Annotated in this window: 21 protein-coding genes; 9 read left to right on the forward strand and 12 right to left on the reverse strand. The window is 66.6% G+C overall.

Features of this window, described 5'->3' with window-relative positions:
• Nucleotides 1–216 precede the first annotated feature (216 nt).
• Nucleotides 217–939 carry a hypothetical protein gene (locus IEY68_RS23145; protein WP_058856137.1) on the forward strand — a complete coding sequence of 241 codons (723 nt, stop codon included), beginning with the start codon at nucleotides 217–219 and terminating at the stop codon, nucleotides 937–939.
• 153 nt (nucleotides 940–1,092) lie between these two features.
• On the opposite strand, the gene IEY68_RS23150 is transcribed toward IEY68_RS23145, so the two are convergent.
• Both IEY68_RS23150 and IEY68_RS23155 read right to left on the reverse strand, forming a co-directional pair.
• Entirely contained in the window at nucleotides 1,093–2,205 is a 1,113-nt protein-coding gene (locus IEY68_RS23150) for a DUF475 domain-containing protein (RefSeq protein ID WP_058856138.1), read from the reverse strand.
• Nucleotides 2,206–2,405: 200 nt separating this feature from the next.
• Nucleotides 2,406–2,981 carry a TerD family protein gene (locus tag IEY68_RS23155; RefSeq protein WP_058856139.1) on the reverse strand — a complete coding sequence of 192 codons (576 nt, stop codon included), beginning with the start codon at nucleotides 2,979–2,981 and terminating at the stop codon, nucleotides 2,406–2,408.
• A gap of 280 nt (nucleotides 2,982–3,261) precedes the next feature.
• On the opposite strand from IEY68_RS23155, the gene IEY68_RS23160 reads away from it, so the two are divergent.
• From IEY68_RS23160 to IEY68_RS23175, 4 genes are read left to right on the forward strand one after another with little or no spacing between them, the layout of a single operon-like run.
• Nucleotides 3,262–4,479, forward strand: coding sequence for a hypothetical protein (locus IEY68_RS23160; protein ID WP_082681544.1), 1,218 nt, complete (start codon nucleotides 3,262–3,264; stop codon nucleotides 4,477–4,479).
• Nucleotides 4,480–4,491: 12 nt separating this feature from the next.
• Nucleotides 4,492–5,703: an HpcH/HpaI aldolase/citrate lyase family protein gene (locus tag IEY68_RS23165; protein WP_156426321.1), complete on the forward strand. Its 1,212-nt coding sequence runs from the start codon at nucleotides 4,492–4,494 to the stop codon at nucleotides 5,701–5,703.
• Nucleotides 5,700–8,144, forward strand: coding sequence for a phosphoribosyltransferase (locus IEY68_RS23170; protein ID WP_082681540.1), 2,445 nt, complete (start codon nucleotides 5,700–5,702; stop codon nucleotides 8,142–8,144). The genes IEY68_RS23165 and IEY68_RS23170 overlap by 4 nt, the downstream gene beginning before the upstream one ends.
• Nucleotides 8,145–8,993: a hypothetical protein gene (locus tag IEY68_RS23175; protein WP_058856141.1), complete on the forward strand. Its 849-nt coding sequence runs from the start codon at nucleotides 8,145–8,147 to the stop codon at nucleotides 8,991–8,993.
• Here IEY68_RS23175 and IEY68_RS23180 read toward each other — a convergent pair.
• From IEY68_RS23180 to IEY68_RS23205, 7 genes are all read right to left on the reverse strand, one after another.
• Entirely contained in the window at nucleotides 8,990–9,937 is a 948-nt protein-coding gene (locus IEY68_RS23180; RefSeq protein ID WP_229718931.1) for a DUF389 domain-containing protein, read from the reverse strand. The genes IEY68_RS23175 and IEY68_RS23180 overlap by 4 nt on opposite strands.
• A gap of 95 nt (nucleotides 9,938–10,032) precedes the next feature.
• Nucleotides 10,033–11,778 carry an ABC-three component system protein gene (locus IEY68_RS23185; protein ID WP_058856143.1) on the reverse strand — a complete coding sequence of 582 codons (1,746 nt, stop codon included), beginning with the start codon at nucleotides 11,776–11,778 and terminating at the stop codon, nucleotides 10,033–10,035.
• On the reverse strand, nucleotides 11,753–12,022 hold the full coding sequence (locus IEY68_RS36950) for an ABC-three component system middle component 6 (protein ID WP_082681541.1): 270 nt from the start codon (nucleotides 12,020–12,022) through the stop codon (nucleotides 11,753–11,755). The genes IEY68_RS23185 and IEY68_RS36950 overlap by 26 nt, the downstream gene beginning before the upstream one ends.
• The gene (locus tag IEY68_RS23190; RefSeq protein WP_058856144.1) at nucleotides 12,019–12,972 is read right to left on the reverse strand and encodes an ABC-three component system protein; all 954 of its coding nucleotides are present in this window, start codon (nucleotides 12,970–12,972) and stop codon (nucleotides 12,019–12,021) included. The genes IEY68_RS36950 and IEY68_RS23190 overlap by 4 nt, the downstream gene beginning before the upstream one ends.
• Nucleotides 12,973–13,081: 109 nt before the next feature.
• A complete protein-coding gene (locus IEY68_RS23195) occupies nucleotides 13,082–13,846 on the reverse strand; it encodes an AIM24 family protein (RefSeq protein WP_058856145.1) in 765 nt (254 codons plus the stop codon).
• Nucleotides 13,843–14,541, reverse strand: coding sequence for an AIM24 family protein (locus IEY68_RS23200; RefSeq protein WP_058856146.1), 699 nt, complete (start codon nucleotides 14,539–14,541; stop codon nucleotides 13,843–13,845). The genes IEY68_RS23195 and IEY68_RS23200 overlap by 4 nt, the downstream gene beginning before the upstream one ends.
• A 3-nt stretch (nucleotides 14,542–14,544) precedes the next feature.
• Entirely contained in the window at nucleotides 14,545–15,168 is a 624-nt protein-coding gene (locus tag IEY68_RS23205) for an AIM24 family protein (RefSeq protein WP_058856147.1), read from the reverse strand.
• 202 nt (nucleotides 15,169–15,370) lie between these two features.
• Between IEY68_RS23205 and IEY68_RS23210 the strand changes: the two genes are divergently transcribed.
• Both IEY68_RS23210 and IEY68_RS23215 read left to right on the forward strand, forming a co-directional pair.
• A complete protein-coding gene (locus IEY68_RS23210) occupies nucleotides 15,371–16,732 on the forward strand; it encodes a TerD family protein (protein ID WP_058856148.1) in 1,362 nt (453 codons plus the stop codon).
• A 19-nt stretch (nucleotides 16,733–16,751) separates the two neighbouring features.
• On the forward strand, nucleotides 16,752–18,326 hold the full coding sequence (locus tag IEY68_RS23215) for a TerD family protein (protein WP_058856149.1): 1,575 nt from the start codon (nucleotides 16,752–16,754) through the stop codon (nucleotides 18,324–18,326).
• Nucleotides 18,327–18,387: 61 nt separating this feature from the next.
• Here IEY68_RS23215 and IEY68_RS23220 read toward each other — a convergent pair whose 3' ends face one another.
• The 3 genes from IEY68_RS23220 to IEY68_RS23230 form a co-directional block, all read right to left on the reverse strand.
• Nucleotides 18,388–20,190 carry a glycosyltransferase family 87 protein gene (locus IEY68_RS23220; RefSeq protein WP_156426325.1) on the reverse strand — a complete coding sequence of 601 codons (1,803 nt, stop codon included), beginning with the start codon at nucleotides 20,188–20,190 and terminating at the stop codon, nucleotides 18,388–18,390.
• 109 nt (nucleotides 20,191–20,299) lie between these two features.
• Nucleotides 20,300–22,813, reverse strand: coding sequence for a transglycosylase domain-containing protein (locus IEY68_RS23225; RefSeq protein ID WP_229718932.1), 2,514 nt, complete (start codon nucleotides 22,811–22,813; stop codon nucleotides 20,300–20,302).
• A 550-nt stretch (nucleotides 22,814–23,363) separates the two neighbouring features.
• Nucleotides 23,364–23,777, reverse strand: coding sequence for a DUF5318 domain-containing protein (locus IEY68_RS23230; protein WP_189094454.1), 414 nt, complete (start codon nucleotides 23,775–23,777; stop codon nucleotides 23,364–23,366).
• 310 nt (nucleotides 23,778–24,087) lie between these two features.
• Here IEY68_RS23230 and IEY68_RS23235 point away from each other — a divergent pair, with 310 nt between their 5' ends.
• Nucleotides 24,088–25,182, forward strand: a complete 1,095-nt coding sequence (locus IEY68_RS23235; RefSeq protein WP_058852909.1) for a DUF1707 SHOCT-like domain-containing protein — start codon at nucleotides 24,088–24,090, stop codon at nucleotides 25,180–25,182.
• 7 nt (nucleotides 25,183–25,189) lie between these two features.
• Complete coding sequence (locus IEY68_RS23240; protein ID WP_229718933.1) at nucleotides 25,190–25,972, forward strand: DUF1707 domain-containing protein; 783 nt, start codon at nucleotides 25,190–25,192, stop codon at nucleotides 25,970–25,972.
• Nucleotides 25,973–26,306 lie beyond the last annotated feature (334 nt).

Raw genomic sequence — 26,306 nt, forward strand, 5'->3', positions numbered from 1 at the left:
TGGAGTGACGACCTGGATTTCGTGCGCCGGCGTTCGGCGGCCCCGCTGAGGTGGGCAGGGTATGACGAACGGACTTCCGCTCGAGACGGGCGTCGCTGAGATCATGTCCTCCCCGGAGCGGGAGGATCCGTGTCCATCCGGGTCCGAAGTAGGTATTTTCCCAGCTCACGGACGTATGGTGGTGCATGTAACGTCCGCTCGTCGAGGAGGACGGCAATGACCGAGAGTCCGCGATCGATCGCCGGAACCGCACCGGCGTTGCCCCCCGGTGCGGATGAGGAGCGATTCGCCGGGTACGGAGTGATGGGGCAGCCGTTCACGAGCGGCCACTATCTGGCCTTCCGGCATTTCGCCGCCAGCTCGGTGGGGCCGGGATACGAATCGGTGTGGCACCGGAACCCGGCCCGGGAATGGGTCATCTACAGCAGTGTGGCGCCGGAGGCGAGCTGTCCGCGTTATTACGGTTCCGCGCTCGCGGATACACGGGTCGCGGATATCTCGGTGACCTGGACAGGCCCGTTCGCCTTGACGGTGGAGATACCGGACAAGCTGGTGTGGGATATCGAACTGGGACGATCGGCGGCGACGGCGGCGATGACGGGACTCGGCGGCGTGCTGCCCTCGGCACTGTGGCGTAGCCCGGCTGTTCTGTCGGTCATGTCGCGGGTCGCGGGCCCGGCGCTGGGGGTCGGGCGGGTGCGGTTGCGCGGCACCACCCCGAACGGGCAGTGGTTCCGGACCAACCCGCGGATGCTGTGGACGGTCGCTCGCACGGTGGCCCGGATCGACGGCGTCGATATCGGCCCGGCCGGACCGTTGGCCGAGCAGACGAGACTGGGCGAGTTCTGGCTGCCGCAACGCGGCATGTTCGCGGTGGGTCAGGCGTACTTCGAGCAGTACGACGCCGCACGTCACAAGGCCGGCGCGGCAGGCTCGTGAGGGCCGGACCCGGCCGCCGGGGATATCGACCGGCCCGTTGAGAACCAGGCGGCCATCGCTCTCACTCGGTGTGGTGAACGACCACCCGGTGGATGAAACGACAGCGGGAGCGGACCCGGAGGTCCGCTCCCGCGCATATCGAACCAGGCTGTGTCAGCCCACCGGTGTCGGCTCCGAAGCCGTGGTGGGTTTCGGATCTTCTTCCTTGTTGTTGCGCCGGATACTGGAGAGCACCGCGGCGCCGATGAAGGCGATACCGATGAGACCGGTGACGAGCTCGTGGATGTGGATATCACCGACCGTGATCAGCAGGATCAGGGCCAATGCGCCGATGGCCCAGTGGGCGCCGTGCTCGAGGAACACGTATTCGTTCAGCGTGCCCCTACGCACCAGGTAGACGGTGATCGACCGGACGAACATGGCGCCGATCAGGCCGAGGCCCAGGGCGATGATGATCGGGTCGGCGGTGATGGCGAACGCGCCGATCACCCCGTCGAAGGAGAACGAGGCGTCCAGGACCTCGAGGTAGAGGAAGAGGAAGAATCCGGCCTTACCGGTGGCCTTGGCCAGGCCCGACGGGCCGCCCGCGGCTTCTTCGGCGTGTTCCTCGGCGTTGAACATCGAGCCGAGACCGTCGACGGCGATGTAGATGATCATGCCGAGCAGGCCGGCCAGCAGCACGGTGGAGCGGTCGTCGTCGTGGGCGAGGAACTCCGCGGCCAGGACCAGGCCGATCCCGGCTATGACGACCGACACCATGTCCAGCTTGCCGGCCTTGGCCAGGGGGCGTTCCAGCCAGGACAGCCAGGTGATCTCACGTTCGGCGAGGATGAAGTTCAGGAACAGCATCGCCAGGAACATGCCGCCGAACGCCGCGATCTGCGGGTGTGCGTCGGTGAGCAGGGTCTCGTAGCTGGGGCTGCCGTCGGGGAAGAAGGCGGCGTCGCCGGGGGGTGGGTTCAGCGCGAGGTCGAAGGCCTGGACCGGGTTGAGGCCCGCGGTGACCCACACGATGGCCAGCGGGAAGATCAGCCGCATGCCGAAGACGGCGATCAGGATGCCGATGGTGAGGAAGATCTTCTGCCAGAACTCACTCATCTTTTCCAAGATGGTGGCGTTGATGACGGCGTTGTCGAACGACAGCGAGACCTCGAGGATGCCGAGGATCAGGCAGAGCGCCAGGGCGGTCGGACCGCCATAGAGGAACGCCACCCCCAGTGACAGCACCGTGACTACTATGGATAAGCCGAATATGCGCAGGACCACGCTGGGACCTTTCGTGTGCGGTGGCCGGACTGCGGTCGGTATCCCGGCCTGTACGAGAAACCTGGTCGGCGGTATCGGCGACCAGTCACCAGCGTTGCCGTCGACCGCCTATTTGTCCAATTTGTCCCCTCAGCCTCGGGAGGCAGAAAACGAGGGGGCCCGTCACCGGACCCCCTCACGCTACCCGGAGGTGTGGATCGTCAGACGTTCACACCGTAGTCGCGCGCGATCCCGGACAGGCCGGACGCATAACCCTGGCCGATGGCGCGGAACTTCCACTCGGCCCCGTTGCGGTACAGCTCACCGAAGACCATGGCGGTTTCGGTGGAGGCGTCCTCGGAGAGGTCGTAGCGGGCGAGCTCCTCGCCGTTGGCCCGGTTCACCACGCGGATGTAGGCGTTGCGCACCTGACCGAACGACTGCGAGCGGCCGTCCGCCTCGTAGATCGAGACCGGGAAGACGATGTTCTCGATGGTGGGCGGGGTGTTGGCGAGGTCGACGTTGATGACCTCGTCGTCGCCTTCGCCCTCGCCGGTGGTGTTGTCACCGACGTGCTCGATGGCACCTTCGGGGGACTTGAGGTTGTTGAAGAACACGAAGTGCTGGTCGGAGACGACCTTCTTATCGGCTCCGGTGGCGATCGCGCTGGCGTCCAGGTCGAAATCGGTGCCCGTGGTGGTGCGCACATCCCAGCCCAGACCGACGGCGACCGCAGTGAGGCCCGGAGCTGCCTTGCTCAGCGAGACGTTGCCGCCCTTGGACAAACTGACACCCATGCGGGATTCCCTTTCGTAGTCGTCTGTAATTCCCAGCATGTCGGTAACCGCCGGGTACGAAATACGACAGTAGTGGTTTTCGGTGAACTTGCGTACAAACTCGGGCAAGCCGGTCACCTGCACTCGGGGGCGGCGTGTGCGAATGTTCTGGTACCGAGGGCTTTCGGCGCGCCGAGGTCCGGCCGCGGTCACCGTCGCCGCGGTCGACTCGGTGAGCGTGGACCGGGTGGTACGCGCTGAGGGCGGCGCGCCGGCGGTGGGATCTCATACCATCGGGTCTGTGGCAGGCCGCAGGCGTGGATGGTTCCGGTCGGGGGAGGATCCGTGGTTCGAACAGGCACGGTCGGCACTGACGGCGGCGTTCCTGGATATGGACCGGCGGCAATCGGCCGCGGAAGCGGCGGTCGTGGCCGCCGAGGAGATGTTCCCGGAGCGGGAGCCGGGCCGCCGCTGGGCGTCGGTGCGTGAGGACTGCTATGCGGCCGCGGGGGCTTACCTGCAGCTCACCGGCGAGCTGGAGCAGGAAGAGCAGACCGGCGCCCGCCGGGCGGATCGGCAACAGCGGGTGGACGCGGTGGTGCGGCAGCTGGGGAGCGCCGCGCAGCAGGTCGATCGGTTCTACCACGGCGACCGGGTCGCACTCGAGGAAGCGCTCGCGGTGCAGCGGGCGGTGCCGGAACTGGTCGAGCGGGTCACCGCCGAGGCGGTGCGGGTGCGCAGGCAGGCGGTCGAATCAGAATACGCCGGGTACCCGTCGGTACGTGATGGGGCCGCGGCCGTGGATGAGGCAATGGTCACATTGGCGGCGGTCCCCGCGGACCAGCGTGGCCGGGCGCGTACTGCGGCGAATCGGCTGGCTTCCGTTACGGCCGATTTGTCGGAATCGTTGGCCCAGGCCCCATCTCGTGCCGGCGCCGCGCGCAACGCGATCGCATCGGTCACCACCAGGCTCGCCGCGGTCCGAACCCGGGCCGAGGGTATCGGGCCCGCCCATTCGGCGCTGCTGCGTGAGTTCAATGCTGCGAGTTCGGCCGATCTGGCAGACAATGAGAGCACCAGCGAGCGTCATATCGCCGCCGCGGCGCACGCCCTGGCCGGGGCACGCGCCGCCGCGGCCGAGAACACCCCGGAGCAGGCCCTTGAACTGACCACCACCGCGCGCGGCCACCTCGCCGACGCCGAACAACTGGTCGACGCCGTGACCAAACGGCTGGCCGAGTTGCGGGCGGTCCGCGACGATCCGCGACAACGCGCCGAGGCCGTAAGATTCCGGCTCCGAGACGCCCAGATGCTTGCGGTGTCACGGGGACTGGTGTCGGAGTGGGGTTCGGTGCTGGACGCTCAGGTCGAACGCCTCGACCGGGTCGCCGCATCCCTCACCGGACGGCACCCCGACTATTGGGCTTATGTAAACGAACTCGACACCATCACCGAATTCATTGCCGGGATTGTCGAGCGGATGCGCAAACAATCACCACCGGGACAACGACGAGGATGAGACGGGGGCTCGATGACCACAGGCATGGCCGTCCGGCAGGAAATTTCCCTGCACAAGCGGATACCGCGCCGACATTTCAGGCAATTGCAGGGTCCGGACGCCAGAGCGCTGTTCTACCGGCAACCCGAGCCGTTCGATGATCTCGCCGACCGGGAGATACTGGCGATGGCGCTGGGCGCCACCCTGTACGTACCGGCCACCCGCGCCGATCTGACAGCCACGATCTTGCGCCGGGCCGATCGCGGGGTGTGCTCGATGGTGATCGACCTCGAGGATGCCGTCGCCGACCACGAGGTCGAGTTCGCGAAACTACAGACCGTGCGCACGCTCGACGAGCTCGCGGCCCGCCCCGATCCGAGCCCTATGCTGTTCGTCCGGGTCCGCGACGCCGATACCGTGCCCGAACTGCTGGACCGGCTGAGTGCGGGCGCGCAGGTGCTGACCGGTTTCGTCTTCCCGAAGTTCGACAGCGCCTCGGCACCGAAGTATCTCGCCGCCCTCGATGCGGCGGGCGCTCGGACGGGTCGGCCGCTCTACGGGATGCCGGTACTCGAATCGGCCGCGCTCGTCCATCGGCAGACCCGGGACAGCGAACTCACGCAGATCGCGGCATGCCTGGCCGAATACCGGGAACGGATCCTGGCGGTGCGTATCGGCGCCACCGATATGTGCGCGACCTTCGGTATCCGCCGGGACCGCGATCTGACCATCTACGACGTGCGCGTCATCGCGGACGTGATCGCCGATATCGTCAATTACTTCGGGCGTGCCGACGATACGGGTTTCGTGATCACCGGGCCGGTATGGGAGTACTTCGCCGATCACGAGCGGATGTTCCGTCCGCTACTGCGCACCGCGCCGTTCGAGGAATCCGACGCGGTGCCGTTCCGCAGCTATCTGGTCAGCCGGGACCTCGACGGTCTGCTGCGCGAGATAACCCTCGATCGCGCCAACGGCATCCAGGGCAAAACCGTTATCCACCCCTCGCACGTGGCGGCCGTGCACGCGCTGTCGGTGGTCACCCACGAGGAGTACTCGGACGCACTGGACATCCTGCAGGTGGAGGTCGGTGGGGTCGCCGCATCCGGTTACCGCAACAAGATGAACGAGATGCGGCCACATCGCAGCTGGGCGCGCACCACCCTGACCCGGGCTCGGGTCTTCGGGGTGGCCAAGAAAGGGGTGTCCTTCGTGGATCTGCTATCGGCGCTGGTCACGGTATGAGTTCGCCGACCGGCGAGTCGTATTGGGCGACCCGCGCTCTGGGCATCGAACTGCTGCATCGCAAGGCGTTCCGGCACGGCGACGCCCCGGACAGCCTGCCGCCCGCTCCGGAGATCACCGAGCTGCTGCAGCCCGCACTGCGCAAGAATCCGCGGCGCGCGCATCTGCTGGTGTCCACGGTGCTGGGCAAACATCTACCGACCGATCCGCTGCGGGTCCGGGATTCCGGCGACCGGCTCGGCGATCTGGTGCGCGCGGTGCTCGGTGGGCAGGACGCGGTGGTGCTCGGATTCGCCGAGACCGCTACGGGTCTGGGCCACTGCGTCGCGTCGCGGATCGACGCCGCGTGCTACCTGCATTCGACCCGCCGCGTGGTGCCCGGGGCGGTGACACTGACCGGGTTCGAGGAGGGGCATTCGCACGCGACCTCACATCTGCTGCAGCCGATGCCCGGGGACGTTTTCACCGCGGGCCTGCCGCTGGTGCTGGTGGACGACGAGATCTCCACGGGAAATACCGCATTGGACGCCATCGGCGCGCTGCACGAATTCGCGCCGCGGACCCACTATGTATTGGCCGTACTGGTCGATATGCGCACCGACGCCGACAGGGACCGGTTCGCGAAGGTGGCCGCGGCGCTGGGCGCGCGTATCGATACGGTGTGCCTGGCCGCGGGCAGCACCGTGCTGCCCGAAGGCCTCGTGGCGACGGTCGCGGAATTGCCTGCGGCCGAACTGAATCAGGCGGCGGCGCGGCGCGGCGCGGCGGCGCGGCTGGAACTACCCTGGCCGCACGATGTGCCCGAGGGCGGCCGCCACGGGTTCCTGCGCGCCGACCGCGCGAATTTCGAGCAGGCCACCACCGTCGCGGCGAAATTGCTGCGGGACCAGCTGGTCACCGACCATCCCGGCCGTCCGGTGATCGTGCTCGCCCACGAAGAGTTGATGTACCTGCCGCTGTGCCTGGCCGCGACGATCGCCGAATCCGGGATCCCGGTGCGGTACCAGACCACCACCCGATCGCCGGCTCATGTACTGGACGAGCCCGGATATCCGCTACGGCGCGGTTTCCGGTTCCCGGCGCCCGAATCCGGTGAGGAACAGCCGCGTTACCTCTACAACGCGTCCTGGCCAGACGATCCGGAAGCGGATCCGGTGCTGGTTTTCGTGGCCGATTCACCGGCCGACAGCGAACGGCTCCATGCCCCGGGCGGTCTGGTGGATGTGCTCACCGCAGCCGGTTCCGATGTACTGGTGGCGGTGGTCCGGGGGGCGGATCCACGCACGCTGGCCGCCGCACGCTCCGGGACGTATTCCGGGCCCGGCCCGCTGTCCGGTCCCGAATTCGGTTCTTACGACCGCGCCGATGTGGCGTGGCTGCTGAAGGATCTGTCCGGTGCCGACCTGGAGGCCGATACCGCCTCCCGGGAACAGCGGATCCAGGCCGGGATCGCGCACTACGCCGAATCGCTGCCCATCGAATACCAGCCCGATGCCGCGTATCGGGAACTGTTCGACCGGGTGCTGGCCGCCAGCGCCGAGCGGCTGGCCCTGGCGGTGGGAACGGTGGCCGAGCTCGTGGTCGCCGAACGCGGTACCGATATCGTGCTGGCGTCGCTGGCCCGCGCAGGCACCCCGGTGGGGATCCTCATCCGCCGCTGGCTGGCCGACCGGCACGAGGACCGGCCCGCGCTCGATATCCCGCACTACGCGGTATCGATCGTGCGCGACCGGGGGATCGACACGGTGGCGCTGGACTATCTGGCTCACCATCACGCCCCCGGTTCGGTGGTGTTCGTGGACGGCTGGACCGGCAAGGGCGCGATCACCCGGGAACTGACCGCGGCGCTGGACGAGTACCACGCGGCCGGCGGAGCCCGGTTCGACGACGACCTGGCCGTACTGGCCGACCCGGGATATTGCGTCCGCACCTACGGCACCCGCGACGATTTCCTGATCGCCTCCGCCTGCCTGAATTCCACTGTCTCGGGTCTGGTCTCGCGAACAGTGCTCAATCGGGACCTGATCGGGCCGCGGGATTTCCACGGCGCCAAGTTCTATGCCGAACTGGGCGCCGACGATGTGTCGGCAGGGCTGATCGATACGGTTACCGGGGCATTCGAAACGGTCCGGCCGCAAGTGTCCGCGCAGGTCGCGGTGGTGCGCTCCGGTGACCGGACACCCACCTGGGCTGGTTGGGCCTCGGTGGAAAAGGTGCGGGCCGAGTACGGGATCGACACCGTGAACTTCGTGAAACCGGGCGTCGGAGAGACCACCCGGGTGCTGCTACGACGGATGCCCTGGCGCGTGCTGGTCCGTGAACCGGACGCGCCCGAGCACGCGCATATCCGGTTGCTGGCGCAGGCCCGGGACGTACCGGTAGAAGTCGTCCCGGAGCTGGCGTATTCGTGCATGGGTCTGATCAAGGATGTGCAGCGGTAGATGTCGTCCCCGAAACCACTGCTGGTGGCCACCGATCTGGATCGCACCATGATCTACTCGAACGCCGCCGCCGGAGCCACGGTCGCGGCGACGATCTGCGTGGAACACCTCGACGGCGCTCCACTGTCGTATATGACCGCCGCTGCCGCGGACCGGATGCGGGAGCTGGCGGTCGCGGCAGCGGTACTGCCCACCACCACCCGGACCATCGAACAGTTCGGCAGGATCAGGCTCCCGGGTGCGCCGTGGCCGTTCGCGGTCACCAGCAACGGGGGAAATATCCTGGTCGACGGTGTGCCCGACTCGCGGTGGCGCCGTGGGATCGATGCCGCGGTCCGGGCCGGGGGCGCCGGCCTCGCCGAGGTGGAGGCCGCGCTGCGCGGTCGTATCGACGATTCGTGGGTGCTCAAATTCCGCGGTGCCGACGAGCTGTTCTGCTATCTGGTGGTGGACCTCGCCGCCACACCGCCGGATTTTCTCGCCGACTGGAACAGCTGGTGCCGGGAAAGAGGCTGGTCGGCGTCCCGGCAGGGTCGCAAGATCTACACGATGCCGGACGCGGTGTGCAAGAGCCGGGCGGTGGCCGAGGTCCGTGCCCGGCTCATCGCTTCGGGCCGATTGGAAGCGGCGGCACCGACACTCGCCGCCGGCGACGGCGCACTGGATGCCGAAATGCTCGCCGCCGCCGATCGCGCGATCCGGCCCCGCCACGGGGAACTCGAAGAACTCGGCTGGACCCGTCCCGGTCTCACTGTCACCGCCGCCTCGGGAATCGGTGCGGGAGAGGAGATTCTCGACTGGTTCACCGCCGCGCTCACCGGACCGGTGGCCGCCGGGACGCCGGGTTAGAGCATGCGCCGGCGTGCCCGCGCTTCGGCGCGCGGCCGCCGGGGCGAAACCCGGGACCAGACCAGATCCTGCAAGGCCAGCGTCGCCCATCCCGCTATCGCCATCCCGGCCAGGTTCATCACCAACTGCAGAGTGCTGCCCCAGATGGCGGAACCCACACCGAAGGCGAGCCCGAGCGCGATATTGCCGGCCGCCGGAACCGTGGTCACGGAAATGAACACCCCGACCAGCGCACCCGATTTGGACGAGGTCAGCGAGAGGACCCCGGCGGCAGCGGCGATCAACGCCACGATGAAAGACCACTTGTCCGGCGTATAGACGAAAGCGGTCTCGGGCCGGTCCCCCGTGACGGCATCGACGGTGATCCAGCCGAGTAGTCGTCCGATCACCACCAGCACGAGGGTGATCGCGATACCCGCGGTGAACCCCATGACGAGGGTGGCCAGCGCACGCCCGAACAAGGCGAGCCGACGGCGCACCAGTGCGACCCCGAGCGCCGCGATCGCGCCGAACTCTGGACCCAGCACCATCGCTCCGATGATCAGGATCTGCGAATCGACCACGATCGCGATACTTGCCAGCACGGTCGCCAGGGTCATAAAACTCAGGTAGGTCCAGTTGAGTTCGGTCTCCTCGTAGGACCGCTGGGTCACATCCGCCCAGATCACCGCATCCGCACTGTATCCCGGGGTGCGCAGCTCGGTGAGGTAGCCCGACAGCGACATCCAGGTGTGCACGGGCTGCACTTCGATACTTCCCCGGTGGTGCAGCCCGGTCGCACGCAGCTGCTCGAGGACCTCGTTGGCGGCCTCCCTGGCCAGATCGGCCAGCACCACATCACCTTCGGGGCGAACAGCACTGCCGCGCAGCACCGCGAGACCGCTGACGGCCGGGTCGGATTCCAGGATTTCGACCACCTTGCCCGTCAGAGATGTGGGCGACATTATTCGCAGATGCAGCATGGGCCGCGTCTCCCTCGGTAGAGCAACGGGACCGAAGAAACCTCACCGCGCCGGCGGTGCTTCGATAATCGCGAGATTTAGGTAAACCTGAAGCCGAACAGTCCTCCGTTCTCGTATTCGTCGGTGAGGTGCGGCGGGATGACGGAGTCCTCCAGTCTGAAGCCGGCTGCATCAGTCTTGGCGAGATCATCCGAGTTCAAGGTCGCTACGTATTGCATACCCTCCTCTTCGGTCACCTCGCGCGCTAGCTCGAGTGCGCGGCCGACTTGGCGTTCGTCCACACCGTCGAACAAGTGACTGTCGTGCACCAAGAAATCGGGGCCGCGGTGGCCTCTGTAGGCGGTGACTGCAACGGTCAGATCGAAACAGAACATCACCATATTTCCTATTCCCCGACTGTCCTTGCTGTCGATATGGGGCGCCAGGCGCAAATAGGATGATGTGGGCTCTATTACGAGGTAGGCCGACCTTCCTGGTCCATATAGGCGCAGGGCATAGTTTCGAAATCGAACACTTATCTCGTCAATTATGCGATCTCGCTCCAGCAAGTCGGCGCGCATCTGGTTTTCGACTCGCGCACGCTCAGCTTTGATTTCGGACGCACTTGCTTCCAAAGTGCTGGCGGCCTTGAATCGATTTCGTAGGGACTCCAGTTCGGCGCGTTCACCGGCGAGTGACTGCTGCATGGCCGTCAAGGCATCCAGCGCGCCGCCCTCATTCAGGGTACGCATCAGTCTCGCTTGCTCTTCACCCAGTTGGACGCGTTCGGCCTCCCGAGCGTTCAGGCGTGCACGGATAGCCGTTGTTTCCTGCTCCAAATATGCGCGTCTGTTTCGCACGACAGACGTATGGAAGTCCCGGACTTCATCGTATCTGCGAACTACCGCGGCAGGCAGGCTGACCCCCAGAGACTCGTACACGGTGGAAAGGTAGTTGATATCAGGGTCGCTTACTTCGGCTGCTGCGGATTCTAAATCCAATAAATTGCGCCGGTCTACAACATCTTCGTTTCGCATTTTTCGTATCTGGTTGTCGATCTCATCTGCGCGAGTCTGAAGTCGCTCATACTCTGGCACAACACGGAACTCTGCTATTTGGCTTTCGATCTCGTTCACGCGTTGCTGGACATCGGTTATCTTGCCGCGCAATTCGCTCGACCGTCCGACAATTTTTCCCCAAACAGGATCTTTTACGGCAGAGGACAATTGCCTGCGAGTCGACTCTCTAGCGGCTAGATCTCGATACTTTCCACTCAATCGCCAGTCCAACCCCAAAAGATAGGAGATATTCGTACTGGCCTCGGAAAGGGACTGTTGAGGCGCGGTCCGGATAGGCTCGTTGAAAGAATTCGATCGAATTCTTCTAATGTATTGGGAGAGCATTGCTCGACCGCTGATCGATGTGGCGTCTGATGGCATAGAGAAGAGATCTTTCTCGATCAGTCTCTGCCATTCGCCAAGGGGCATTTTCCGCTCTACCGGCGCAAGTGTCGGCCGACCGCTGACATCTGGGTGGACGATTATCTCCGAGGGACGAGAAGGGGACCGGCGGACTGTTAACGGCTGCCTATCGAGACCCGGCCAGTCGAGCTGCAATTCGAAGGTTATTTCTCGGAGTACCTCCTTTGCGAGAAATGACCTTCTCCGCTCGAATCGTGCACCCAAGAGGAAATGGATGATTTCGAGCAGGCTCGATTTTCCGGATCCATTCCTCGTATCGGTTGACGACGAGTTTCCGCGAGCATCCGCAACGATCAAGTTGAGGCCTTCACGGAACTCGACAGGCTTGAATCTTTCGTCATCGGCCTGTAATTGCCGCAGCATTCCCCCTCCTTATTACGAGAAGGTCATCATCAAGTGTCGCTAGCCCGAGTGCATACAGAACATCGAGAGAGAGTGCGAACCACCAGAATGGAATCGAGTCTCGATGCTCATGAGCGGTGCGCCACTCGAGGAGCCTGCTCCATGCTTGACTCACAGTGACAGGAGCCTCGACGGCCTGAACAACCTGGGCGCCGATCGAAAGCAGGGCACGTTGGGGAGAGATCCCTTTCGTTGGAGTTATCATGCAAATTCCTCCTCCACGTCGGGGCAGCCTTCCAGATATTCTGGTGGCGGGTTGTCAAATATATCGCAGCTTTGGAAGAAGTAGGCCAACACGGCCATCGCCGCGCGTCGATTGGCGTGTGGTGCGGATGCGTTTCCGAGAACGTATTGCTCCAACTGCCATAGAATGTCATCGGGGTCATCGAATTCGCGGCGCAGTCTCAGATACTCTTCGTTGAACCCGGCGGCCACTTCGTCTCTCTCGGTGACATCTACACGTTGAGAATAGTATAGGTCGATATCGAGGCTGCGGACCATCATTCTCCTCAGGTCCTCCTTGGTATCCTCGCTGAAACCATTGAAGTCCAGCTTTTTCCCCGAGACTGCTGCCACTACATTCGAATCATTTGTTCTTCTTCGCTGGGTTCGCAAATGCTCCAGCAATGGCTGCAATTCGTCGAGCCCGATGCCGTAGACCGCGTCCTTTACCGGAACTTGTGTCTTGAGGAGATCTTCCACCTCGTGAAGTTGCAGACGGCATACCTCATTTCTGAAGTGTTTGTGACCAAACTGCTCGAAGAGGATTCCCGGATTATCGGCCTGTGCGGAGGCCAAGCATCTGGAAACGGTTGGATGCATGCCGCGGTGATCATTGTGCACAAATACGAAGGTTGAAAACTCGGCACTTCGTTTCGTCAACGCTTTTGTGAGATCGCTTTCGAATTTTTCGACAACTTTAGTTACGTCGAACACCTGAGGGCCGTAGCAGGCGTACAGCTTGCGGGCGTGCAGGAGCAGTCCGTCGCTGCCTTCGTCACCGAGGCTCCCGGCGGTTCGGACGTCGAGAAAGCCGGGGTGGCGAAGGCACATGAGCTCATGAAAGAACTCCTCGAACGCTGCCGAATGCAACTCGGACAGACGGTCCTTGAGGAGTAGGCGCACAGCGAGTCGCTGCATGTAGTCCAGGCTCATTCGTCCCCCTGATGACAACAGAAACCTCCGCTGGTTCGGAGACTACCGGAGCCTCTTGGCAGGCGGTATGAAATCTGTTCCCGGAGTGACGATGTCGTGGAATCTGTGCTCAGTAACCCTGCTGCTGACCCGCGAGCTGCTGGCCGATGACCCCTTGGAGACGTTGCAGACCGGGGACGGTGATCCCGCTCTGCAGCTGCCCCTCGATGGTGCGGATGAGGGCGGAGTCGCTGAGCACCTTCTCACTCGACTGGATGAGTACCGTCCCGGCGCCGGTGAAATCGAACTGACGTTCCTCACCCGAGTTCACGCCGAACGCGGCAGCGCCGGCGGCCAGGAAACCCGTTACCCACCGCTGGTCGTAATGGTGGCTGGGTGACGGGCAGTCGGCCCAGCCCACCAGTGATTCCGGATCCACCCGCAACGGCGGTTCGGCGAAGATCACCGGACCGTTGGAGGACGCCAGGAACTTCCCGGTACCGATCAGCGTCAGGAATCCGGGCACGATCGACTGGTTCAGCGACAGACCCGGTTCGAACGCCAGCAGATTGGCCGCGCGGATGGTGAGGTTGCCGTCGTCGAGGTCGTAGGAGTTGATGTCGTAGCCGCGGTCACCGATCAGCAGTTTGCCCTGCCCCTCGGCGACCACATAGTCGCCGGTGAACAGCGGCGCGGAGAACTGGTGCGCCACCATATGCAGCAGCTGGCCCTGTAATCCGTGGGTGAGGGCCTGGAATCGCATCTGCCCGTAGTAGGCGATCATCGCGCCCTTGCGCATGAACCACGGTTTCACGAGGTCGATGCAGTACGCGTAGCTGTTGCCGGGGACGTTATCGCTCTCCCCGAGCGTCAGCGGACTGAGGATCTCGCTCACAGTTTCTCCTCCGATGCCTGCACGTACACCAGGCCCTGGCCCGCGCACTGCAGTTGCATGGCCTCTCCGGACCCGCGGCCGACGGCATCGCGCCAGCTCATCGCGGCTTTCAGTTCGGTGCGCACATTTCCGTAGGAGGCGATGAAGGCCTGCGGGTCGACCACTACCGGATTCGGTCCGCCCACCTGGAGTTCGAGAAAGCCGCCGTGCGCCAGCAGAACCGCGCTGCCCTGACCGGACAGCTGCGTGGTGAACATGCCCTGACCGGTCAGCGCACCGGATGCCGCGCCGCGTAGCGCACCCATCAGACCCCCGCCGCCGCCTCCGCCCCCGGAACTCGCGACCGATACGACCGAGGTCTGCAACCCGGCGGTGTAGGCGAGTAGACGAGAAGCCTCGACCTGCAGTACCGCACCCGGTTGCACCTGGACCACCTCCACTTCCAGGCCCGCGAACCCGTAGTGCACGCGGCCGCCGCCCTGCGCGATCATGGTGCGCTGGTGTTCGCCGGCCATCATCCGCCCGGCCATCTGCAACAGTCCACCGCCGCCGCCCATCCCCGCGGCGCCCGGTATCTCGTGCGGAGCGAAGGACACATCACCGGTGTAGAAGAGCATGCCGCCGGTACGGGCGACCACGCCGCCCGTCATACCGATATCGACCGCCACGACCTTGGAATTGATCTTCTCGAACATGTCCTACCGTTCCGCCGGTTGGATCGAGACCACGCCCTGCCCGTCCCAGCGCAGCGAGAACGCCTCGCCGCCGTCGTGTCCCATCACCGAACGCCACGAGACATCGGTGACGAAGGACTGGTTGAGGTTGCCGCGGGCGGCGACGAACGCATCAGGGTCCACCACGAGCGGGAACTGCGGGGAAACCTCGAGGTGGATGAGCGGCCCGCCCGCCGAGAGCAGTGCGACCTGCCCCTGGCCGCTGACCGTGGTGGTGAAGAGTCCCTGGCCGCTGGATGCGCCGCGCACACCGGCGAATCGCACATCGGTGCGCAGGTTCCCGGCGAAGGCCAGCAACTGCTGTGATTCGACCTGGAGGGTCTCGTTGTTCAGATTCACCACCGAGACGTACTGGCCGTTGACCGCCAGGAAGACCCGGCCCTGCCCGCCGCATTCCATCAGCGAGAGCTTTTCGCCGGTGGCGCGGCGTTTCATCCCGGCCAGCACACCGTCACCGCCGCCGAAGCCGGCCGATTTGAACTGTACGGCCCCCTCATAAGCGACCATCGAGCCGGAGATGGCGCGAATACTGGTGTTCGCCAGGTGTACCTCGATCACCTTCTTCGATTGTTCGAAGAGTTGTGCCATGGATAGTCGCCTGTCCTCGCCGCCCCGAGCACCGCGCACTGCCGGTGCTCATCCGTCGCGGTCACCTTAATCGGCGCAGGTCGATCCAGTCCATCGGTTCGAGTTATCCTGGCCCGTTCACCTCCCGGTGTTAACAGGATTCGTGCCTGCCACCTATCTCGTACAGTGGCATCCATACGCACCGACAAGCGAAGGGTCTGACTTGTCCGCAACACTCGCCAAGGGCCAGAACGGTCCACTGACCACGAACGACGTGGTGGTCTCCATCCAGTTGGCGGCTCCGGCCGATCTGTCCGCCTTATTGGTCACCGAGCAGGGCAAAGTTCGGTCCGACGCGGATTTCGTCTTCTACAACCAGCCCAGCGGCCCGGGCGTGAACCTGCGTCCCGGCCCGGCCGGGCAGCCCGCCTCCCTGGCGGTGAACCTCGGCGCCGTCCCCGCCGATATCGCGCAGGTGCGCGCGGTCATCACGCTCGATGACCCGAACACGAATTTCGGGCAGTTCGCGCCCCCGGTCGCCTATGTATCGGATCAGTCCGGCACGCAGCTGTTCGAGTACCGGGTCGATGGACTCGCCACCGAGTCCATCGTGATCGCGCTCGAACTGTACCGGCGCCAGGACACGTGGAAGGTGCGGGCGGTCGGGCAGGGTTACGCGGGTGGTTTCGCCGCGTTGGTCACCGACCACGGTGTCACGGTGGACGATTCCCCGGCCGAGACACAGGCCGCGGCCCCGGCTGCCGCGCCGGCACCTCCCCCTCCGCCGCAGCCCGTGCAGCAGACCGCGCCGGTGCCGCCGCCCACCCAGCAGGCCTACCCCGCCCAGCAGCCGCCGCCGCCCTACCCGCCGCAAGGTGGGGGCTATCCGCCCCAAGGTGGGGGTTATCCGCCGCAGGGCGGGGGTTATCCGCCGCCCCCGGGCCCCGGTTACCCGCAGCAGGCACCCACCCAGCAGCACCCCGCCGAGATCAGTCTGAGCAAGACCGGCCCGGTGAGCCTGCAGAAGGGTCAGCGGGTCAGCCTCCGCAAAGAGGACGGTGCGGCGCTCACCTTCGTCAAGATGGGGCTGGGCTGGGACCCGGTGCAGCAGCGTGGCATGTTCGGCAGTCGCACCGTGGATATCGATCTCGACGCCTCGGTGGTCATGTTCGCCGATATGAACCCGGTCGATGTCGCCTACTACGGGCAGCTGACCTCCAAGGACGGATCGGTACGGCACCAGGGCGACAATCTGACCGGTGAGGGCGCCGGCGACGACGAGGTGATCCTGGTCGACCTGACGCGGCTGCCGGCGCACGTCAACAACCTGATCTTCGTCGTGACCTCCTATAAAGGCCATACCTTCGGCCAGGTGCAGAACGCGTTCTGCCGGTTGATCGATGGCGCCAGCAACGCCGAACTCGCCCGGTACTCGCTCACCGGCGGTACCCCCACCACCGCGATGGCCATGGCGAAACTGTTCCGGGTCGGTGGCGACTGGAAGATGCAGGCGATCGGCGAAGGTCTCAACGCCAAACATCCCGGTGAGGCGATCCCGCAATTGGGCCGGTTCCTGGCGGTATGAACGGCGTCGGGGGCAGGATATGAAGCAATTGCAAGCGGGGCAGAACATACCGCTGGGCGGTGGGAGCACCCGATTCCAGGTGAACGCGGCAGTGCCGCTGACGGTTTCGGCGCTGGTGGTAGGCGCGGACCTGCGCGTCGGCTCGGCCGCCGATGTGCTGGTGTCCGAACGTCCGGCGGGACCCGGGGTCCGGGTCGAGGCGGCCACGGCCGTCGTCGTCACGCCGGGCGAAGTGCGTGCGGATGCCCAGGCGGTGCTTCTGGTGGCCGCCGCGCACAGCGGGATCGGCGTGGTCACCGCGACGCTGTCGGAGAACGACACTCCGGCAGCCGAGTTCGTGATCGCCCCACAGGCCGGGGAAACGGCACTGATCTGCTACGAACTGTATCGGCGTGGTACGGGCTGGAAACTGCGCGCGGTGGGTCAGGGCTACGCGGGTGGTATCGCGGAACTGTTGCGGGTACACGGCGCCGACGGTTACGTCACCGCCGTGCCGACAGCGGCCACCGCTGCCGCGCCCACCGTGCTCGACGCGACGGTCGTATCTCCCGCCGCGGTCCCCGTACCCGGGGGTGGGCAGGCCGAGATCCCGGCCTTGGAAGTGGGGCACGGGCTGGAACGGTTGTGGATGATCTTCGAGGACGCCGCGCGTTCGGCCGCGGCCCTGGAATCGGCGCGCGGCTACGCGGCCGAGCGGCTCGACCAGGAACTCTCGGCCGCGGTCTCCGACCCCGCCACCCGGAACACGCCCGCCGCCGATATCGCCCGGGCAGCCGCCCAGCGGCGCCACGACGAGCTCACGAGTACCGCCGAGAACGATCACCGACGCGACAGCGATCAGTTGCAGCGCGAATTACAGGAGGCGGACGCGGCGCTTCCCGCAGCGCTGGCCTCGTGGAATTCACCCGCCTGGGACCGCCCGGCCGCCCCGGCCGACGGTATCCGGCTCGGCGAGCTCTACGCGCTCGACCGGGGCGTGCTGCGGGTTCCGTACTGTGTCCCGGTTCCGTTGAACCGCCCGCTGTGGGTCGATACCGAATCCTCCGCCGCGGTCGCGCCGGTAATAGGTGCTCTGCTGGCCCGGCTGCTGCGGGCCGCCCCGGGGCGGCGGACCCTGGTCGACATCATCGATCTCACCGGCGGGTTCGCCGGCTTCACCGGCATGCTCGCGCCCGTGCTGGCAGGTCCGCCGATCACCGACCACTCCGATATCTCCCCGCGACTGCAGCAACTGGTGGACGCCGCCGAACTGGCGGAGATGGCCTACAACTCCGGGCAGGCGACCGCGCCGGCCGAGCACCGCGTCCTGCTCGCCGCGGATTTCCCGCACGGCTACCAGGCCGCCGACGCGCAGCGGCTGGTCGCCTTGCTGGCGCGCGGAGACCTGATCGGACTGTCGACCGTGATAGTCGGCAGCAACGAATCCGAGTCGGGCGACAGTGCTGTGGCCGCCCTCTCGCGCGCTTGCCGTCATCTGCCGACGGTCACCGGAACACCGCTGTTCGATCCGTGGACCGGTAACGCCTGGCAGCTGGACCTGGATCTGCTACCGCAGGAACCCGAACAGCGCGCGCGTATCCTCCGGGCCGGCTGAGACCGGACCGTACGCGCCGTGCCCGGCGTCGAACCGATGCCCGGATAACGGAATCGGGGCCTCAGCTCGGCCGGGCGCCGCGGGTATGCGCCCGCGGCGCCCGCATCGAGGACGCCACAGTGGCGGGTACCCGCGGGCGGGTGCGTTCACCGGCCGCCGCGCCCGTCCAATGTGTGTCGCGGGAGATTCTGGGACGCAGCGCTTCCGGTAGCCACGGCAGCAATGGGTCCGGAGCGTTGTCGACGACCCCGCCGACCGGGTCGTCCAGATAATCCCGGCGCACCAGATCCTGTTCGGGCCGGTAGATCTGCCGGACGATCAGCGCACACAGTCCGATCACCGCGAGGTCGCGCAGCAATACCGTCGCGGTGAACCACTGCTCCGGCAGCCCTTTTCGGTCCACTCCGAGGTAGTAGAACATGCGCGGCACCCATACCAGCGCGTCTATCGTCATCCAGGCCAGCAGCACCCGCCGATGCGGCAGCGCCAGCACCGCGATAGGTACCAGCCACAGCGAGTACTGCGGGCTCCATACCTTGTTCGTCAGCAGGAACGCGGCGATCACCAGGAAGCACAGCTGGGCCAGCCGGGGTCGGCGCGGAGCGGTGAGGCCGATATAGGCGATACCCAGACAGGCCGCCACGAACAGCAGCAGCGAGATCAGGTTGAGGACGGTGGGCGGCTCCCCGTGTTGCAGTACACCGTCGAAACCGGACCAGTCGGTGAACGACATCACCACGTTGTAGAGCGAATCGGGATCGGCGTGCCGCGTGGTATTGAGCCGGAAGAACTCCCGCCAGCCCTCCGGGTACAGCGTTGCGATCGGCAGATTGACCAATGCCCAGGTGATCAGGGCGCCACCGGCGGTCAGGCCCGCCGCGCCCAGCGGGCGGGTCGCCAGCAGCCGGGTCCGTGCGGGGAGCTCCTCGAGCCAGATTCGCAACGCCGCGGCACTGTCGATATCGCGCAACCGTGTCGCCTGGTGCGCCCGCGGGGTGCGGTGCATCGGATCGGCGCGTAGACACAGCACCAGGATCGGGCCGAGTAGCAGCAGCGGATACAGTTTGGCCGCGCCGCCCAGGCCCAGTAGGACTCCGGCGAGCAGCGGTCGGCGCCGCGCCCACGCGAGCAGGCCCAGGGCGGCGAACGCGGTCGCCAGGAAATCGAAATTGGTGAAGGCGTGCACTATCACCAGAGGCGAGCACGCCACCAGCGCCGCATCCCAGACCCGGCGGCCGGACAGCAGCGCGGTCGCCCAGATGGTGACGAGCCAGGCCACCGCCAACCCCACTGCCACCACATTGAAGTACAGGACCACCTGCAGCGCACCCGGCAGCGGACTGGCGTCCCAGCTCTTGGCCACCAGCATGGAGACGTACTGGTACATGCCCGACAGCACCGGATATTCCATATGCCGGACCTCGGTATCGCCGCCGGGGGTCTCCTCCACCCAGGATTTCTTGTACGGGAACGCGCCCTCGTTGAGCCGTTCGGCACCGTAGAGCGGCACGGTGTCGGAGTAGCACATCGCCGTGTACTGGCGGCCGTTGTTCCAGTCGAGTGTGAGCAGTCCGCCCGAGGTGGTGGTCTGCTGGATACATCCGGCCTTCGCGAACCAGCCGAACGCCAGGAAGATCACCGTGAACGCCAGCAGCACCCGCATCGGCGTCCAGAACCGCGCGCGCCCGATCAGGGCGTGGTCGCCGACCGGACCGCCGACGGCCGTGCACAGCTGGGCGGCCATCGAATCGTTGCGGCTCGGTTTGTCGCGCGCGTCGGCCGAGCGCAGATCACGGGCGAGTGGAGCGGGCGAATCGTACCCGGCTGTGGCGGGCCGGCCGGTTCGCCCGTTTCCGGGACCCACACCGTCGTCCGGCCCACCCACCAGTCGCTGCTCGCTCACGGCACCCGACGTTACCTGTTACCGGGGTCCCGGCCCGGATCGAGCCGGGACCCCGGACAGTGTTGTGGGTTTATCCGCCGGGGCTCGGATGGCTGTCTTCCCCGCTGTCGCCGCCGTCACCACCGTCACCGGAGGTGTCGGTTCCGCCGCCGGCGCCGGGTGCCTGAGTGACCGTCGGAGCGGTACTGGTCTGTCCGGCGGTAGGTTGTCCGGGCATCGGGCCCTGCCCGTTGCCCTGCGGCTGATTCTGCGGTTGCTGCTGGCTGCGCGGGTTGGGCTGCACCCCCGGTACGGGGATAGTGATACCGGGCAGGATCTCCACCTGGCTGGGCTGGATCACCACCGGCGGCTCGAAGGTCGGCATCGTCGTCGACGGCGCCGTATAGGGGGCCGTCCACTTCGGCACACCGGCCTGGCCCTTGATCGGCGCCGGTTTGGGGAACTTCTCGACGGGGGTGCCCTCGAGAGCGCCGTCCATCGTGCCCTTCCAGATATCCGACGCCAGGCCGGAACCGTAGATCATCGCGCCGCCGTAGTTGCGCAGCGGCGAGTTGTCGGTGGTACCCACCCAGACGGCGGTGGCCAGCGACGGTGTGTAGCCCACCATCCACACGTCCTTGTTCTCCCCGGTGTCACCCAGCTGTGCGGTACCGGTCTTGGCAGCCGAGGGACGGCCTCCGGCGAGCCCGTGATTGCGGGAGTACCCGGCGATGGGTTCCATGGCCGCCGTGACATTGTCGGCGACGGCCTCGGAGACCCGCCGCTCGCCGGCCACGTCGCCGCGATCGAGCAGCACCGTACCGTCGGCGGACACGACCTTGGTCACGAAATGCGGCTTGTGGTAAGTACCCGACGCCGCCAGCGTCGCGTAGGCCGACGCCATATCCAGCGGCCGGGCCTGGTACTGGCCGAGCACGATCCCGTTGTTCGGGCCGACGCCGCCGGGTTCGGTCAGCGTGGCGCCGACTCCCGGGAGTTCCTCCGGAATCCCCAGTTTGTGTCCCATATCGGCGATCTTCTGCGGGCCGTTCTGCATTTCCAGCTGCATACGGTAGAAGCTGGTGTTCAACGAGCGCTTCAGGGCTTCAGCGATCGTGCAGACCCCGCACTGCTCACCCTCGACGTTGGTGATCTCGATACCGTTCACCGTGATCGGCGAGCTGTCGTACATCTGTGACAGCGGGACGCCGTTCTCGAGGTTCTGTGCCAAGCCGATCACCTTGAACGAGGAACCGGTCTGCAGCGCGGCGTTCGCGAAGTCGTAGCCGTAGCCGTCCTCACCGCCGTAGTAGGCGCGCACCGCACCGGATTTCGGGTCGACCGAGGCCACCGCGGTCCGCAGCTTGTCCGGTTCGCCCTCCATGTTCTTGTGGACGGAGTCGAGCGCGGCCTTCTGCGCCTGCGCGTCGATGGTCGTGGTGATCTGCAGGCCGGAGGTGTTCATCTGCTGTTCGCTGATACCGGCCTCGGAGAGTTCGCGCAGCACTTGCGCTTTGATATGACCCTCCGGTCCGGTGGAATCGGTCTTCTGACCGGCCGTCGCCGACGGCACCACCGCGGGGTAGGCCAAACCCGCACGTTCGGTCCGATCGAGATTGCCGCCGGCGACCATACCGTCGAGCACATAGTTCCAGCGGGTCTCGGCGCCGGTGGGATTGGATTCCGGGTCCAGCAGCGACGGCAGCTGGATGGTCGCGGCGAGCACCGCGCCTTCGGCCGGACTCAACTCCTGCACCGGCTTGTTGAAGTAAGCCTTCGAGGCGGCATCGATACCGTAGGCGCCGCGCCCGAAGTAGATGGTGTTCAGGTAGGCGGTGAGGATCTCGTCCTTGCTCCACTGCCGGGCCATCTTCGCCGAGATCACCAGCTCGTTGAGCTTACGGGTGAGGCTGCGTTCGTCACCGACCAGCGCGTTCTTCACGTACTGCTGGGTGATCGTCGAACCACCACCGGCACTTTCGCGCCCGAGCACGTTGTCGCGGGCGGCACGGGCGAAACCGGAGATCGAGAAGCCGGGGTTGCTGTAGAAGTCCCGGTCCTCGGCGGCGATCACCGCGTTGCGCACATGTGGCGGGATCTGGTCGATCGTCACATCGGTGCGGTTGCCCTGCGGCGGGACCACCCGCGTGATCTCGGTTTCCCCGTCGGCCGCGAGAATCGTTGCGACCTGGTTGGTTTTGAGATCGCCCGGTTCGGGCACCGACACGGTGGAATAGGCGACCAGGAACACCGTGCTGGGCACCACGATGGCGAGCGCGACCAGCACGTAGGCGGTCCGTCGCGCGATCTTCCACCAGTTCCTGCGTTTCTGCGCCGGTCCGCGGCCGTCGGAACCGCCGGGGCCGCCCGAACGGCCACCCGGCCGCCGCGGGGGCGGACCGCCGGCGGCTCCGGAACGGGATGGCCGGCCGTCGGGGCCGGTAGCCCGGCGCTCACCGGTGTTCGGTCCGGGCCGGCCCGTCACCGGTCGCGGTCCGGTCGCGGGGCGTTCGCGGCGCGGGGTTTCGGTGGGCGCACCGGGTTGCGCCATTTTCGCGGTGCCCTGATCACCGCGCGGCGCTCCCGGCTCTCCGGGGTGGCCCATGCGCTGAGTGGGTTGGTTGGGCGGCTGACCCGGCGCGGGCCGGCCGGGCGGCGGGCCCGGACGCTGCGGCGGCTGCGGCCCTCGTGACGCTCCGGGCATCCCACCGGTCGCCGGGCCCGGACGGCGGCCGTCGGGCCCGGGGTGCGGGCCGGGGGCAGGTGGGCGTCCCGCACCGTTCGGTCCGGGACGCGGTCCGTTCGGCCCCGGTCGCGGTCCGTTCGCGGTGGGCCGCGGACCCGTCACCGGGCCCGGTCGTGGACCCCCCGGTCCGGGACGCGGTCCACCGGGGGCCGGTGGTCGCCCACCCGGCCCGGGTCGCGGTGCGTTCGCGCTCGGTGCGGGACCCCGATTGGGCACCCCCGGTCGCTGCTGCGGCTCTCGACCCGGAAGCGGTCCGCGCTGGGTGCGACCACCGCGCGGGTCATCGCCGGGTGGGGGCTCGTAGGGCGAAGTCACTGACAAGGTCTCCAAAGCTCGTATCGGTCTGATGGGCTCGCTCCGCGGCGCCCCGGGGGGCTCGGCGCGCACACCATCGTCGGGCCGGGCGGTGTCATTCCGCGGCGGTGCGTCGGTTCGCCCGGGAACCGGAACGCCGGCCCTGCGGCGTCTTCCCGAGCACATAGGACTGCACCAGATGATTCCAGCTGCAAGTCCGGCACACCTCGACCACGTGAACCGAGAATTCCTCTCGGGTCTCGGCCAGGCGTACCAGCTCTTCCGGGCTGCGCGCGGAACCCGCGACCGGCCCCAGGCCGTCGCCGTAGACCCAGGATACGAGGGTGAGTTGTTCCTTCCGGCAGATAGGGCATGTGACCTCGCTCCCCCGGCCGTGAAATTTGGCCGCACGCAGCAGGTAGGGATTGGCGTCACATACCTCGGCGACATCGACACGGCCCGCATAGACGTCAGCCAGCAGCGACTTGCGCCGGAGCGCGTAGTCGACCACTTGCCGCTGAATTCGCACGCTCCCAGAGTAGCGGTGTTGTATTTGCGCCGCCCGCGGCTGCGCCGGATCCGTTCATCCGGCGGCTGCCCGGGGCGGACGCGGCCGGACTCCCCGGGGTCCGAGGCATATTCGCACCACGCGGGATTTTCCGGCCTCCGCGGCACGCGGTTTCCTCGGTCGCGGCGCGGCGGGACATGTCGGCCTGCAGATCGGATACAACCATTTGGCGCACTTGGGCCATCAGGTCACCGGTTTCCAGGCGGTCGCGGCCGCGTGAACAGCTGAAGGAAGCGGTATACGAGCACTGTCGGACCCGTACGATCCGAAGGTGTCCACCGCAGTTCCCGCCGATTCCATTCGCGCCCGGGATATCGATCGTGCCGAAACGTCCACCCTGCTGGACGCCGCATACGCGGAGGGGCAACTCGAGGCCGGCGAATACCACGATCGGGTGGCGCAGGCCCGGGCCGCGAAAACCCTCGGTGACCTGCGACGTCTGACCGTCGATCTGCAAACCCCGGTCGCTACGGGCACGCTGCCCTCGGGGGCGGCACGCGAAACCCGGCCCCCGGTGAGCCGGACCGGATCGGAAACGGGCTACCCACCGCGAACGCGGGCGCGTGACGCGGATCGGGCGAACGCGGGTGAGCTCATCGATGCCGGGCGGCGTGACGGCCAGCTGACCGAGGACGAGCACCGGATCCTGACCGAACTGCTCGGTTCGGCCCGCACACTCGGCGAATTGGCCGATCTGGTGGCCGATCTACAGGGCCGTCGCCGCGTACCGACTCGCCCGGTATCGCCTGTTTCCGGCCGGAATCCGGCGCTGTTGCTCGCAGCGGGATTGGTGGCCGCCTTCGTGGGTTTCGCGGTGACGAGCCCCGATTCCGACCCACCGATGCCGGAGGCCGGCTCCGAGTCGGCCGCGGGGACGGAATGGGACGATATCGCTCCTGTGGTGATCGAGACGCCCGATCTCCTGACCGGTGCGGGTCTGGCGCACTTCCTCGACGGATACCGCGCGAAATTCGGAGATATGGCGGCGGACAGCATCTACCTCCACCCCGACTTCGCGACGATCGATCGGGCCGTACCGGGCGCGCCGAACCGGGAGGTCGGCTACGACTATCGGGGCGGGTTCACACAATCCGGTGATATCACCACTCGGCGAACCGGTACACAGCCGGTGGATCTGGGGCTTCTCGACCCCGCTGCCATCGGTGCGGCCGCCGCGAACGCGGTCGGGGCCACCCGGGTGCCCGGAGGCGCTGTCTCGATGATGATCGTCGATATCGAGTCCTCCGGCGATCTCGCCGGTCGTCCGGTCGTCCGGATCGTCGTGCGGAACGAATTCGACGAGACGGGGTCGGTGTACATCGACCCCGTAGGCGCGATTCTCGATATCTCGATCTTCGAAGGGTAGGCCCGTGGTGACGAACCAACTCCGGGCGCGCGACCGCGACCGCGCCGATATCTGCGGTCTACTCGATACCGCGCTGGCCGAGGGCCAGCTGACCCCCGGCGAACACGAGCAGCGCACCGCGGCGGCGATGCGGGCGAAATCGTTCGGCGAACTCGACCCGCTGATCGACGATCTGCAGATCCCCGGCGAACTCGCGAACGCGCCGGTGCTGCGTGGGCAGCGGCCGTCCCGGCGCTGGTGGATAGCGGTGGGTGTGGTCGCTGCCGCACTGGCCTTCGGCGCGCTGGGCGGTCTGACAGCACGCGGTGGGGACGGTCCCGGTCCGCGGAACGTGTCGCTGGATACGACGACGGCGGCCGGAATCGCCGGTTTCGTGGAGGCCTATCGCGCCGAGTTCGGCGATACGGTCGCCGACGAGGCCTCTTTCCACCCCGATCACGTATCCGTCGACCGGTACGACCCGGGAACCAGGGTGCGGACCTCCTACACCTATCGGGACGGGGAGTTCGACGACTGGACCACCAGCACCAGCCGCGGCCCCGAGGAACCCACGCTGGACCTGGGGAAGATCGACCTGACCGCGCTGGCCGGGCTGCTCGCCGGGGCGCCGGAGACGGCGAACGCGCCGGGTGGGGCGATAGGCCATATCTCGGTCGAGTACGAGTCCTCTTCACACGGCGACCCGGCGCCGTTGGTGGAAATCTTCGTGGACAACGAAGCGAAATCGGACAGCGGCTGGTTCCAGGTCGGCTTCGACGGGGAGCCGCTGGTGGTTCATCCGATCGATTGACGACCGGGTGATTCGCCGGAGTCGTTCGGGAACACGGACTGTGCGCTGCGGTGGTTTCCCGGGTCGAATCCGGATCGGTCGGCTGCGCTGATTACGGCAGGTCGACTCCGCGGTCGTCTGTGTGCTTCTCGTGAAGGTGGGGGCGGGTTCGGTCGCGGAGGTGAGGGGCGGGCTCACTCGCGAAGGCGAGGGGCGGGCTCACTCGCGAAGGTGCTGTGTTTTTGGCGCGCTGGCGCGCGCGGGGGTTGAGGCCCTGAGTCTCGCCGTTCAGGCCTCGAGACTCGCGCCTGCGGCGCATGCGCTTCGAGGCCTGAACGGCGAGACGGCCTCAACC

This window comes from Nocardia jinanensis (assembly GCF_014645735.1).
Taxonomy (GTDB): Bacteria; Actinomycetota; Actinomycetes; order Mycobacteriales; family Mycobacteriaceae; genus Nocardia; species Nocardia jinanensis.